The organism is Pseudomonas fulva NBRC 16637 = DSM 17717 (genome assembly GCF_000730565.1).
In the GTDB taxonomy this organism is placed as follows: domain Bacteria; phylum Pseudomonadota; class Gammaproteobacteria; order Pseudomonadales; family Pseudomonadaceae; genus Aquipseudomonas; species Aquipseudomonas fulva.
The window spans coordinates 96,573-108,934 of the sequence record NZ_BBIQ01000018.1; the positions used below are offsets into that span (position 1 = coordinate 96,573).

Annotated in this window: 12 protein-coding genes; 6 read left to right on the forward strand and 6 right to left on the reverse strand. The window is 60.6% G+C overall.

Annotated features, from left to right (window positions below):
- Nucleotides 1–188: 188 nt before the first annotated feature.
- From PFU01S_RS17190 to PFU01S_RS17205, 4 genes are all read right to left on the reverse strand, one after another.
- Nucleotides 189–1,520 (reverse strand): deoxyguanosinetriphosphate triphosphohydrolase, encoded by a 1,332-nt coding sequence (locus PFU01S_RS17190; protein ID WP_027916550.1) that lies wholly within the window; start codon nucleotides 1,518–1,520, stop codon nucleotides 189–191.
- Between the two features lie 90 nt (nucleotides 1,521–1,610).
- Nucleotides 1,611–1,943, reverse strand: a complete 333-nt coding sequence (locus PFU01S_RS17195) for a hypothetical protein (RefSeq protein ID WP_027916551.1) — start codon at nucleotides 1,941–1,943, stop codon at nucleotides 1,611–1,613.
- A complete protein-coding gene (locus PFU01S_RS17200; protein ID WP_023533670.1) occupies nucleotides 1,940–2,314 on the reverse strand; it encodes a phage holin family protein in 375 nt (124 codons plus the stop codon). Before PFU01S_RS17200 ends, PFU01S_RS17195 begins: the two co-directional genes overlap by 4 nt.
- A 9-nt stretch (nucleotides 2,315–2,323) precedes the next feature.
- Nucleotides 2,324–2,638 carry an ElaB/YgaM/YqjD family protein gene (locus PFU01S_RS17205; protein WP_027916552.1) on the reverse strand — a complete coding sequence of 105 codons (315 nt, stop codon included), beginning with the start codon at nucleotides 2,636–2,638 and terminating at the stop codon, nucleotides 2,324–2,326.
- 303 nt (nucleotides 2,639–2,941) lie between these two features.
- Here PFU01S_RS17205 and PFU01S_RS17210 point away from each other — a divergent pair, with 303 nt between their 5' ends.
- The 5 genes from PFU01S_RS17210 to PFU01S_RS17230 all read left to right on the forward strand — a co-directional run bounded on the left by PFU01S_RS17210 (nucleotide 2,942) and on the right by PFU01S_RS17230 (nucleotide 6,321).
- The gene (locus tag PFU01S_RS17210) at nucleotides 2,942–4,150 is read left to right on the forward strand and encodes an ammonium transporter (protein ID WP_028688162.1); all 1,209 of its coding nucleotides are present in this window, start codon (nucleotides 2,942–2,944) and stop codon (nucleotides 4,148–4,150) included.
- A 72-nt stretch (nucleotides 4,151–4,222) separates the two neighbouring features.
- On the forward strand, nucleotides 4,223–4,459 hold the full coding sequence (locus PFU01S_RS17215) for a glutaredoxin family protein (RefSeq protein WP_027916554.1): 237 nt from the start codon (nucleotides 4,223–4,225) through the stop codon (nucleotides 4,457–4,459).
- A gap of 122 nt (nucleotides 4,460–4,581) precedes the next feature.
- Nucleotides 4,582–5,013 carry a D-Ala-D-Ala carboxypeptidase family metallohydrolase gene (locus PFU01S_RS17220; RefSeq protein ID WP_027916555.1) on the forward strand — a complete coding sequence of 144 codons (432 nt, stop codon included), beginning with the start codon at nucleotides 4,582–4,584 and terminating at the stop codon, nucleotides 5,011–5,013.
- Between the two features lie 65 nt (nucleotides 5,014–5,078).
- Nucleotides 5,079–5,387 (forward strand): hypothetical protein, encoded by a 309-nt coding sequence (locus PFU01S_RS17225; RefSeq protein WP_027916556.1) that lies wholly within the window; start codon nucleotides 5,079–5,081, stop codon nucleotides 5,385–5,387.
- Between the two features lie 52 nt (nucleotides 5,388–5,439).
- On the forward strand, nucleotides 5,440–6,321 hold the full coding sequence (locus tag PFU01S_RS17230; RefSeq protein WP_028688163.1) for a pseudouridine synthase: 882 nt from the start codon (nucleotides 5,440–5,442) through the stop codon (nucleotides 6,319–6,321).
- 52 nt (nucleotides 6,322–6,373) lie between these two features.
- On the opposite strand, the gene PFU01S_RS17235 is transcribed toward PFU01S_RS17230, so the two are convergent.
- Nucleotides 6,374–7,939 carry a methyl-accepting chemotaxis protein gene (locus PFU01S_RS17235; RefSeq protein ID WP_027916558.1) on the reverse strand — a complete coding sequence of 522 codons (1,566 nt, stop codon included), beginning with the start codon at nucleotides 7,937–7,939 and terminating at the stop codon, nucleotides 6,374–6,376.
- A gap of 235 nt (nucleotides 7,940–8,174) precedes the next feature.
- A complete protein-coding gene (gene acnA / locus PFU01S_RS17240) occupies nucleotides 8,175–10,916 on the reverse strand; it encodes an aconitate hydratase AcnA (RefSeq protein ID WP_028688164.1) in 2,742 nt (913 codons plus the stop codon).
- 225 nt (nucleotides 10,917–11,141) lie between these two features.
- Here acnA and rlmM point away from each other — a divergent pair, with 225 nt between their 5' ends.
- Nucleotides 11,142–12,206 carry a 23S rRNA (cytidine(2498)-2'-O)-methyltransferase RlmM gene (gene rlmM / locus PFU01S_RS17245; protein ID WP_027916560.1) on the forward strand — a complete coding sequence of 355 codons (1,065 nt, stop codon included), beginning with the start codon at nucleotides 11,142–11,144 and terminating at the stop codon, nucleotides 12,204–12,206.
- The last annotated feature ends 156 nt before the right edge of the window (nucleotides 12,207–12,362 follow it).

Below are 12,362 nucleotides of genomic sequence, written 5' to 3' on the forward strand. Positions count from 1 at the left end.
ATATAGGAAATGGCCTACAAACTTAACCAAAACTACTTACGTACAATTGCATTAATAGCTAAAGTCAAACCTTGTTTGTTAACTGATGTTTAGGGTTTCAACTCAGTGTCCAGCGTTGGTTGAATCTGAAGTAAGGTTTTCCCTACTGGACCGTTTGAAGGCGAAGGTCGGCGACTTTCCAGGCGTGTTTAGGCAGGACCGGAACGACCTGTCATCTCCCGTGCCATTTCGGTGGCGTAACTGTCCGTCATCCCGGCTATGAAATCGATCATGCGCAGGAAGGCCTGATAAAGCGAACCATGGGGGTCGGGGGCATTGTTGCCGAGCAGATCCAACACCCTGCGGCTCTTGAACGAGGGCGTGCGGCCACCCTGTTGTTCCAATGCGGCGCCACAGAAGGTGTTCAACAGGATCTCCAGCGTGGTGTAGGCACCGATCTCGTGAAGCGTTTTGCGCTTGTCCTGGAAAATCTTGTTCCGCGCCATCGCCTTGGCGTGCAGTACACAGCGTTTGGCGGGGCCGTGCATGTGCTCGACAAGATCGCCGGTCAACTGGCCGGCAAGCAGTGCATCTTGCTGTTCCACGAAGGCATGTGCCGCCGCATTGGTCAGATGTTCGATCGCCTTGCCGCGCAGGATCGCCAACTTACGACGCCTTGAGTCACCTGGGCCGAGCTGCCTGTAGGTTTCTGGCAGGTCGTTGCCCACCAGATCGAGTAGCAGCGCTTCGACTTCAGCGTACTGTAGAAGCTCCATCTCCAAGCCATCTTCCAGGTCGATCAGGCCATAGCAGATGTCATCGGCAGCCTCCATCAAATACACCAGGGGATGACGTGCCCAGCGCTGATCATCTACCTGGGGCAGGCCCAGACGACTCGCAATCTGCTCCAACAGAGGCAATTCGCTTTGGTAACACCCGAACTTGTGCTTTTTGTAGCCCAGGGCATCGGCATGACGAGCGCTCCAGGGGTACTTGAGATAGGTTCCGAGGGTGGCATAGGTCAAGCGGGTGCCCCCATCGAACTGGTGGTACTCCAGCTGCGTCAGTACCCGAAAGCCTTGGGCATTGCCTTCGAAATTGAGGAAGTCAGCCCGTTCATCGTCGCGCATGTCGTCCAGCCAACCACGATTGGCGGCCTGCTGAAACCAATGACGGATGGCATCTTCGCCGGAGTGTCCGAAGGGGGGATTGCCGATGTCATGGGCAAGGCAGGCTGACTGCACCACCATGCCCAGATCACTCGGTTCACACCAGTCGGGTAGGCTCGTACGTAGCGTTTCCCCAACGCGCATGCCAAGCGAGCGGCCTACGCAACTCACCTCCAGCGAATGCGTCAGGCGCGTGTGGATATGATCGTTGCTGGTGACAGGATGAACTTGTGTCTTGCGCCCCAGGCGACGAAAAGCGCCGGAGAAAATGATGCGGTCATGGTCTTTGTGAAAAGGGCTGCGCCCCAATTCTTCAGCACTGTATAGCGCTTTGCCCAGGCGTTCGCGGGTAAGCAGGGTATGCCAATCCAAGGCGCAGTCTCCTGAAGGGGTAGATCCGAGCATACGCCGTGTCATGGGTTCCTGTGCGCGATGAACCCCTGACGCGGCGTGAGGTGTGGGTTACCGGCGCCGACGGTTGCTCTGCATGAACAGCTTCACCAGGGGAATCAAACTGGCACCCAGGCGCACAAGGCGGGGAAGGCCACCACTTCGAACACCCTTGCCAGTCAAAAAGCCCATGGCCACTACCGCCCCTATGCCCCACAGTGGCGCATGCTTGATGCCGAGCCCGGCATGCAGCGAGCTTCCCATGCCGCGTATGCGCCGTACAGGTTCGAGCAGTTGGCCGGTTTCATGGCGGATTTCCTGGCGGTGCATTTCCATGCGCAAGCGCAGCAGCGCCTTGCGCAGTTCCCGCGGGTTACGTGTATTGGGCAAGTCAGGCAGGTTCATGGCAGAAGGCGCTCCCGATCTTTGGCCAGTTCCTCAAGCGTGGAGTGGAAGGGCGAGGACTCGTCGAACACCGCGCTCTTGAGGCGCAGGCCACAATACAGCGCTGCCAGTCCATAAAACACGCACAGACCAATGATGCCGGCCAGGCGGTAGGTGTCCCAGAGCAAAACCAGCACCAACCCGGAAAGCGCTGTCAACAGCAGCAGCGCGAAAACCAGTGCCAGACCTGCGAACAGCAACAGGCGTAGTGTGCGTCCTTTCTGCTCCTGCAGTTCGATGCCGAACAGTTCTATATGGCTGTGTAGCAGCCCCAGAACAGCTGCACCGAGCCGTTTGCCGGTGGCGCCGGTGCCGATGGCGTCATTGTCCATGAAAACCCCTCAACGACGGTTCGCCAGCAGGCCGATCACCAGGCCCACGCCGGCTGCGATCCCAATGGCGTGCCAGGGTTTCTCCTGGACATACTGCTCGGCGCTGCCCAGTGCTTCCTGGCTGCGTTCGCGCAACGATTCCTGTGTGACTTCCAGCGTTTCGCGTGCCTGCGCCAGGCGCTCGTGCATCTGTTCGCGCAGCGCTTGCGCCTGGTCACCTGCCAAGTTGGCGGTATCGGCCAGCAGCTTCTCCGTGTCGCGGACCAGTGCCTGGAAGTCAGCCATCAGTACATCTTGTGCATGCTTTGCCGAATTGCTGGCCATGTGTCTCTCCCTGTCGGTTGATGTTGGTACTTCGAGTGACGTGGCTGCTGGAAGGTTCAAGTCACCACACTGGTACAGGCTTTGCTTAAGTTTTGCATCGTTGCAGGGCATCTGTTGAATGCACTGCGCCGCTTCGGGGCGTGTACCCACCGCCATGCCTAAACATTAACCCAAAATGCCCAGACTGCCAGATACGGCGTCCATCCATTCGTGGCAAGCGCCCAGCCCGCCTTGCCTGGCACCGAATCGGTGCAGGGTGAGCCTCGACTGAGCGTTAATGGTGCCGACAGGTGCTTTTGCTTCATGGATATGACATCAAGCGCGATGCAGTCTCAGGTCAACGGTGCTAACACGTTGTTCATTCTGGTAGGCGCCATTCTGGTGCTCGCCATGCACGCCGGCTTCGCGTTTCTTGAAGTCGGCACCGTGCGCTACAAGAATCAAGTCAACGCACTGTCGAAGATTCTGAGCGATTTTGCCGTGTCGGCAATTGCCTATTTCTTCATCGGTTATTGGGTAGCCTACGGGGTCGAGTTTTTTCAGCCTGCTGCCACGCTGGCTATCGATAACGGCTACAGCCTGGTCAAATGCTTTTTCCTCCTGACGTTTGCAGCGGCTATACCGGCGATCATCTCGGGCGGGATCGCGGAGCGAGCGCGCTTTGCACCGCAACTGTGCGCCACGGCGTTGATCGTGGCATTGGTGTATCCGTTTTTCGAGGGGATGGTGTGGAATGGCAACTTCGGTGTCCAAGGGTGGTTGCATGAGCACTTTGGAGCGCCGTTCCATGATTTTGCCGGCTCGGTAGTGGTGCATGCCATGGGCGGCTGGCTGGCACTGGCTGCGGTCCTGCTGCTGGGCCCCAGGCGCGGGCGTTACCGTGAAGGGCGATTGGTCGCGTTCGCGCCATCGAGTATCCCTTTTCTGGCCTTGGGCTCCTGGATACTGATCATCGGCTGGTTCGGCTTCAACGTGATGAGTGCGCAAACCTTGCAGGGCATCAGCGGCCTGGTCGCTATCAATTCTTTGATGGCCATGGTCGGCGGCACCTTGGCCGCCTTGCTGGTCGGTCGCAACGACCCGGGTTTCCTGCACAACGGCCCGCTGGCCGGGCTGGTCGCCATTTGTGCAGGCTCCGACCTCATGCATCCCGTGGGCGCGCTGACTACGGGTCTGGTGGCGGGAGCGTTGTTCGTATGGGCATTCACCGCTGCGCAGAATCGCTGGAAGATCGACGATGTCCTGGGTGTCTGGCCCCTGCATGGGTTGTGTGGGGTGTGGGGCGGTATCGCCTGCGGCGTTTTTGGTCAGGTCTGGATGGGTGGCTTGGGTGGGGTCAGCGTCTGGAGTCAACTATTGGGAACGTTGACCGGGGTAGGGGTGGCACTGATCGGCGGCCTGGCGGTCTACGGCGCGATCCGCAAGGTGCTGGGGTTGCGACTCAGTCACGAACAGGAGTTCGAAGGGGCTGACCTGTCCTTGCATCGCATAGGCGCCACAAGCCAGGACTGACAGGCTAGAGGTGCAGGCATCGGCAGTGCGGCCTAGAATAATGACCTGCGAAAGCCATTGGGGATGCGTGTCATGTTGCCAGAATGCCAGCTGTTCAGCACCTTGGGATGCCACCTGTGCGAGGTGGCGGAGGCCGTGCTGATGCCTTTCGTCGACCATGGGTTACTGGTCGAGTTGGTCGACATCGCCGAGAGCGAAGCGCTATTTGAACGCTACGGTCTCGTCATCCCCGTCCTGCGCCGCTGCGATAACGAGGCTGAATTAGCCTGGCCGTTCGATGCCGATCAAGTAGCGGCCTTCCTGAGGTAATCAACCCTCTATAGGAGCCGTGACCCTGCTCCATTGCAGCGGGCGCCTGTCCGATGATCGCGTCCAGGCACCTACCAAGCCTCTGGTGCCGACCTCGCCAATCGCCATCGGACCTCTATGCCATGTTGCTCACTCCACATTTTACGCTCGATGAAATGATCATTTCTCGGGTCGCCGCTCGGGAAGGTTTGGACAACACCCCACCGCAACCGGTCATCGACAACCTTCGAATGCTCTGCACCACCCTTGAGCAGGTGCGCAGATTGCTCGCGGCGCCGATCATCATCAGCAGCGGCTATCGCAGCGAGCACCTCAATCGGCTAGTGGGTGGCGCCGCCAGTAGTCAGCACCTGCAAGGGCTTGCCGCTGATTTTACGGTCAGCGGGCTATCCCCCAGGGACACGGCGCGCCGGATAAGCACAAGCCCGATCGCATTCGATCAGCTCATACTGGAATTCGACAAATGGGTGCATCTGTCCGTGACCCATGGCGTACCACGCCGACAGGTACTCACCTTGCGCGGGGGGGACGGTTACCTGCCTGGGCTGGTATGACATCGATTGACGGCAACGGAAGGATATTCGTATGCTGTACATAAATACAGTATTAGGGTGAGCCCATGCTCAACGTCGAGCAATTGAAGTACAGCGTCAACCGGATGCCCGTCGACAGGGTGGCCGACGCTGTCCTGGAGCTTCGGTTTGAAGGCCTGGTCACCGATGATCGCACGCCTTTCGGCAAGGTGCATTTCAATACCTGCTTCGCCGAGGTCGAGGCGCTGTTTCAGCGGGCTGGCTATCACCGAGGGCTGGATGTGGTGGGTTATGAAGGGCTGGTGTATGCGCTGTACGACCCCAGCCGCTGGGAGCCTGTTCAGGTGCTGCGCTGGCTCAAGGCGCGCAGCGAGTCGCTGGCCCAGGCTGGCTGATCGGCGGGGCTTGAAGGATAATACGCCGCCAAGCCAGGTTCCGAGCCCAACGATGACCTCATTCGACCCCGCCCGACTGCAAGCCAGCACGGTATGTCTGCCCCCAGGTCAATGGGCTACGGTGCTCGATTGCCTGTGCGATCACTTCAAGGCCATCGACCGTAGCCAGTGGGTGGACCGTTTTGCCCGGGGGCGTGTGCTGAGCGCCGACGGCCAGGCCATTTCGGCAAATCATCCCTATAAGCGCGGCCTGCGCCTGCACTATTTTCGCGAGGTGCCGAACGAGCGGGTGATTCCCGTGCAGGAAGCGATACTGCATGTGGACGACCACCTGGTGGTGGCTGACAAACCCCATTTTCTGCCGGTAACGCCGGGGGGTGAGTACGTGGAGCAGACCTTGCTACGCCGTCTCATTCATCGTCTGGACAATCCGCACCTGGTGCCCCTGCACCGTATCGATCGGCACACCGCCGGGCTGGTACTGTTTTCAGCCAACCCTGAGTCACGCAGCGCTTACCAACGCTTGTTTCCAGAGCGGCGGATCGATAAACGCTACCAGGCCATTGCTGCCCCCCTCGAGCAACACGTGTTTCCATTGGTGCACCGCAGCCGCCTGGAACACGCAGAGCCGTTCTTTCGCATGCATGAGGTGCAGGGGCCGACCAACAGCGAGACGCACGCCCGCGTATTGGAAAAGAACGGGGAGCAGTGGCGGTATGAGCTCTCGCCCATCACGGGCAAGACGCACCAGCTGCGGGTGCACATGGCTGCGCTGGGGGCGGGCATCAGCAATGATCCGTTCTATCCGTCATTGCTCGAGGGTCAGGATGACTATCAACGGCCGCTGAAACTGTTGGCGCAAAGTCTGCGCTTCGATGACCCGTTGACCGGGCAAACTCGCCATTTCGAAACCCAACTGCGGCTTGATTGGTAGCGTTGGTCAATACGAGGGGCCGGCGATGCCGACCCCTCGCAGGCTGTCAGGTCTAGCGGTTGAAACGCTCTACCAGTGAATATTGACTACCCGCCGTGCTGTTGAGGGCCTCGCTCAACACCGCCGAATGCTGTGCCTGTTCGGCCGTCTGGTCGGCCAGGTCGGCAATGGTACTGATGTTGCGGCTGATCTCGTCGGCTACCGCAGTCTGCTCCTCGGTCGCAGCGGCAATTTGCGTGGCCATGTCGGTGATGTTCGCCACAGCTTCACTGATGCCCACTAGCGCCTCGTCAGCCTGCATCACCCGATCGACACCCTCCTGGGCCTGGCGGTGACCACTTTCCATGGTCGTCACGGCGTTGCTGGCGGTTTGCTGGAGCTTGGCGATCAGGCCGTGAATCTGCCCGGTCGACTCAGCCGTGCGCTGGGCCAGCTGCCGCACTTCGTCGGCAACCACGGCAAAGCCCCGGCCCATTTCGCCTGCCCGTGCCGCTTCGATGGCGGCGTTCAACGCCAGCAGGTTGGTCTGGTCGGCAATGCCTTTGATGACATCGACCACACCGCCGATCTCGTCACTGTCCTTGGCCAATTGCGTCACGGTCTGCCCAGTTTCTCCAACGGCCGCCGACAGGCGTTCGATGGCTGCGCGCGTCTCTCCGGCAATTTGACGGCCCTGGCCAGTCAAGCGATTGGCCTGCTGGGTCGCATCGGCGGTGCGTTGCACATGGTTGGCCACCTCCTGGGTGGTAGCAGCCATCTGGTTCACTGCGGCAGCGACCTGCTCGGTTTCCACGCGCTGGCGTTCCAGGCCTGATGAACTCATATGCGCCAGCTCGTCGGACTGACGGGCCTGATCGCTCAGATGCTCGGCGCTATCCTGCAACCGTGTCAGGCAGGTCTTCATCCGGGCATCCTGGCTGAGCATGGCCATTTCCAGGCGCGCCTGCACGCCGCGGCTGTCGGTATACATCTGCGCAATCAGCGGATCGGACGTGGTCTGCTCGGCCAGGCGCAACAAGCGCTTGAGCCCACGTTGTTGCCAGGTCAGCCCAAGCAGGCCCAGGGGGACAGATAACGCTGCTGCCAAGGCAAAGCCCCATGAGTGTCCAAGCCAGTTGCCGATCAGGAAGCCGATCTGGCTGATCAGGATGAAGGGCAACCAGTCCTGCAAGATGGGGAGCCACCGGTCACGCCGCGGTACTGCCGGTTTACCTTGGTTGATACGCAGGTATAGGGCCTCGGCACGACGAATCTGCTCAGCGGTGGGCTTGACGCGCACCGACTCGAAGCCGACGACTTGGTTGTTGTCGAAAATCGGTGTGACATACGCGTTGACCCAATAGTGGTCACCCGACTTGCAGCGGTTCTTGACGATGCCCATCCAGGGCTGGCCCTGCTTGAGGGTCTGCCACATGTGAGCAAACACGGCGGGCGGCACATCAGGATGACGGACCAGGTTGTGCGCTGCGCCCATCAATTCGTCGCGGGTGAAACCACTGATTTCGATGAAGGCATCGTTGCAGTAAGTGATCACACCTTTGGCATTGGTGGTGGAAATCAACCGCTGCTTGGCAGGGAAAGTCCGTTCTCTCTGGGTAATGGGCTGGTTGTTGCGCATGGCTAGGATGTCCGCAGGGCTTTGGATTGGTATCGGCACGGTGCGCGGATTATTGAGGGGATATTTACAGGGGTTGATCCATGGCAGTGCATGGCAGGTACGGGTGAGCTACTGGCAGTTGCTCGCCGTTGGTTCGCACGGGGTTCTACATGAGTACCTTGAGGTGGCATGGGCTAGCAATGCCCGCTTGGGAAGAGGGTGCCAGCCTGCGCGCAGACTGGCACCCTCGCGGGGCCTACGCGGCGATCAACTGACGCAACACATAGTGCAGGATCCCACCCGTCTTGAAGTACTCGACTTCATTGAGGGTGTCGATCCGGCAGAGCACTTCGACCTGCTCCTTCGTGCCGTCTTCGCGGGTGATGGTCAGTGCCAGGCTCATGCCCGGCACAATGGCCGTCCCCTCCAAGCCAGTGATATCGATCTGCTCTCTGCCTGTCAGGCCAAGCTGTTTACGATCCTGGCCTGCCTTGAACTGCAACGGCAGCACGCCCATGCCAACCAGGTTGGAGCGGTGAATACGCTCGAAACTTTCGGCCAGCACTGCTTTAACGCCAAGCAAGTTCGTGCCCTTGGCAGCCCAGTCGCGGCTGGACCCTGTGCCGTATTCCTGGCCGGCGATCACGACCAGGGGCGTGCCTTGCTCCTGATAGCGCATGGCGGCGTCGTAGATCGACAGCTTCTCGCCGCTTGGCACATGCACGGTATTGCCGCCTTCTTCGCCTGCAAGCATCTCGTTGCGGATGCGAATATTGGCGAACGTACCGCGCATCATGACTTCATGGTTGCCGCGCCGTGACCCGTAGGAATTGAAATCGCGAGGCTCCACGCCCTTTTCGCGCAGGTAACGACCCGCAGGGCTATCGGCCTTGATGTTGCCGGCCGGAGAGATGTGGTCGGTCGTCACCGAGTCGCCCAGCAGGGCCAGGATGCGGGCGCTGTGGATATCGGTGATCCGCGGCGCCGGTCCTTCGATGCCTTCGAAGAAAGGCGGGTGTTGAATGTAGGTCGAGTCCGGTTGCCACACGTACGTGGCAGCCTGTGGCACTTCGATAGCCTGCCATTGCTCGTCGCCTGCGAACACTTCGGCATATTCCTTGTGGAACATGGCTGTGCTCACCTTGGCCACAGCCTCGGCCACCTCTTGCTGGCTAGGCCATATATCCTTCAGATAGACCGGCTGCCCCTGCTTGTCAGTGCCCAGTGGGTCGTGTGTCAGGTCGACTTTCACGCTGCCAGCCAGTGCATAAGCCACGACCAGGGGCGGTGAGGCGAGCCAATTGGTTTTGACCAGTGGATGCACGCGGCCTTCGAAGTTGCGGTTGCCGGACAATACCGAGGCGACGGTCAAGTCGGCGCTGCTGATGGCGTTTTCGATAGGCTCGTCCAGCGGACCTGAGTTGCCGATGCAGGTGGTGCAGCCATAACCGACCAGGTCGAACCCGAGCTCATCGAGGTAGGGCGTGAGACCGGCCGCGTCGAAGTATTCGGTGACTACCTTGGACCCCGGTGCCAGCGAGCTTTTAACCCATGGCTTGCGCTGCAAACCTTTCTCGAGGGCTTTTTTGGCCACAAGCCCAGCCGCCATCATCACACTGGGATTGGAGGTGTTGGTGCAGGAGGTGATGGCCGCAATGACCACGGCCCCGTCGCGCAGCGTATGGGTCTGGCCTTGATGGCTGTAGTCGGCTTCGCCCGCCTGATCGGCATTGCCCACGGCAACGCCCCCTCCGCCCTCGCTCTCGAGCCTGCCGACTTCCTTGGCGGCAGGTTTGGGTTGCAGCTCGACGAACTGCTCGAAGGCCTGCTTGACCTGGGCCAACGCAACCCGGTCTTGTGGGCGCTTGGGGCCCGCCAGGCTGGATTCGACGTCATTCATGTCCAGCGCCAGCGTGTCACTGAAGGTAGGCTCCTGGCCAGGTAGGCGCCACAACCCCTGGGCCTTGCAATAGGCCTCGACCAGTTGCACGGTCGCTTCAGGGCGACCCGACAGGCGCAGGTAATCCAGCGTTACTTGATCGACCGGGAAGAAACCGCAGGTCGCACCGTACTCTGGCGCCATGTTGGCGAGGGTAGCGCGGTCGGCCAAGGGCAGCTCGGCCAGACCGTCGCCATAGAACTCCACGAACTTACCGACCACGCCTTTCTTGCGCAGCATCTGGGTGACCGTCAGGACAAGGTCGGTGGCAGTGATGCCTTCGCGCAGCTTGCCCGTGAGCTTGAAGCCTATGACCTGTGGGATCAGCATCGACACCGGCTGGCCTAGCATGGCAGCCTCCGCCTCGATGCCGCCCACGCCCCAGCCCAGCACGCCCAGGCCATTGATCATGGTGGTGTGGGAGTCGGTGCCGACCAGGGTGTCCGGGAAGGCATAGGTGCGGCCGTCGGCTTCGCGGGTCCACACGGTCCGCCCCAGGTATTCGAGGTTCACCTGGTGGCAGATGCCAGTTCCAGGCGGTACCACACTGAAATTGTCGAAGGCACTCTGGCCCCAACGCAGGAACGCATAGCGCTCACCATTGCGCTGCATCTCGATGTCGACGTTCTCGCCGAAGGCCTGCGGTGTACCGTATCGATCAACCATCACGGAGTGGTCGATCACCAGGTCCACGGGCGATAGCGGGTTGATGCGCTGGGGGTCGCCGCCCGCTTTGGCCATGGCCGCGCGCATGGCGGCGAGGTCCACCACCGCAGGCACACCGGTGAAGTCTTGCATCAGTACCCGCGCGGGGCGGTACTGGATTTCACGGTCTGAGCGCTTTTCAACGAGCCACTGGGCCAATGCTTGCAGGTCTTCACCGGTGACGGTCTTGCCGTCCTCCCAGCGCAGCAGGTTCTCCAGCAGCACCTTCAGCGACATGGGCAATTGCTGCAGGTCGCCGAGCTGTCGAGCAGCTTTCGGCAAGCTGAAATAGTGATAGGTCTTGTCACCGACATTGAGCGACGTGAGGGTATTCAGGCTATCGAGCGAGGGCATTGCCAACTCCTTCTGAGCCGGTGCCCGGCAACGTCTCGAAGGGCTGCCGGTAGCACCGCTGTGTACAGGCCCGCACGGCACGGGTCCGACTGAATGGTCAGGTTAGTCCTGTTTGCCTGACCTGACCCTTTTCTGGACCAGCGGGGCATGTCCCAGGTTCCGATCTTCCTTTATCATCGCCGCCCTGCCGGCGCCTGTGTCGCGCCAGCCGTAGTGGAGTAAGAGATGGAAACCCTGTTCATGCATTGCCGGCCCGGCTTCGAGGGTGAGGTGTGCGCCGAAATCAGTGAACATGCCGCTCGCCTGGGAATTGCCGGCTATGCCAAAGGCAAGCCTGGCAGCGCCAGCGCCGAGTTCGTCTGCAGCGAGCAAGGCGGTGCCGATCGGTTGATGCACGCGGTGCGGTTCAATCAGCTGATTTTCCCAAGGCAGTGGGCGCGTGGCGCGTTCATCGAGCTGCCCGAGAGCGATCGCATCAGCGTATTGTTGGCGCACTTGGCGGACCAGCCGGTGTTCGGCAGCCTGTGGCTGGAGGTGCTCGACAGCAACGAGGGCAAGGAGTTGTCGACGTTCTGCCGCAAGTTCGAAGCGCCGTTGCGCAAGGCGCTGGAAAAGGCCGGTCGCCTGGTGGACGACTCGAGTCGCCCGCGTCTGTTGCTGACGTTCATCAGTGGCCGCCGGGTGTTCGTCGGTCAGGCTCTGGCTGACAACAGTGCATTATGGCCGATGGGCATTCCCCGCTTGAAATTCCCGCGTGAAGCGCCCAGTCGCTCGACCTTGAAGCTAGAGGAGGCCTGGCATCAGTTCATCCCACGCGAGCAATGGGAGCAGCGGTTGGGCGATGACATGACCGGTGTCGACCTGGGTGCGTCGCCGGGTGGGTGGACGTACCAGCTGGTACGGCGCGGTATGCTGGTAACGGCCATCGACAATGGCCCGATGGCCGAGAGCCTGATGGACACGGGGCTGGTCCAGCATTTGATGGCCGATGGCTTTACGTGGCAGCCCAAGCACCCGGTGGATTGGATGGTGTGCGACATCGTCGAGAAACCGGCCCGGACGACGGCGTTGATCGAGACGTGGTTGGGGGAGGGGTTGTGCCGCGAGGCGGTGGTGAACCTGAAGCTGCCGATGAAGCAGCGGTATGCTGAGGTGCGGCGGTTGCTCGATCGCATGGAGGCGACGTTCAAGGCCCGGAAGGTGAGGGTGCAGATTGCGTGCAAGCAGCTGTATCACGATCGGGAGGAGGTGACGTGTCATTTGCGGCGGGTTGATTTGAAGGGGCGGTGAGGGTCTGGCTGGCCTGGGAGGTTGAGTCAGTTGTAGCCTGTACTGCCTTCAACTAAATTGACATTAGGCTGGATAGCAGGCCGACTCGTGCCGTTGCCGTTGCCGTTGCCGTTGCCGTTGCCGTTGCCGTTGCCGTTGCCGTTGCCGTTGCCGTTG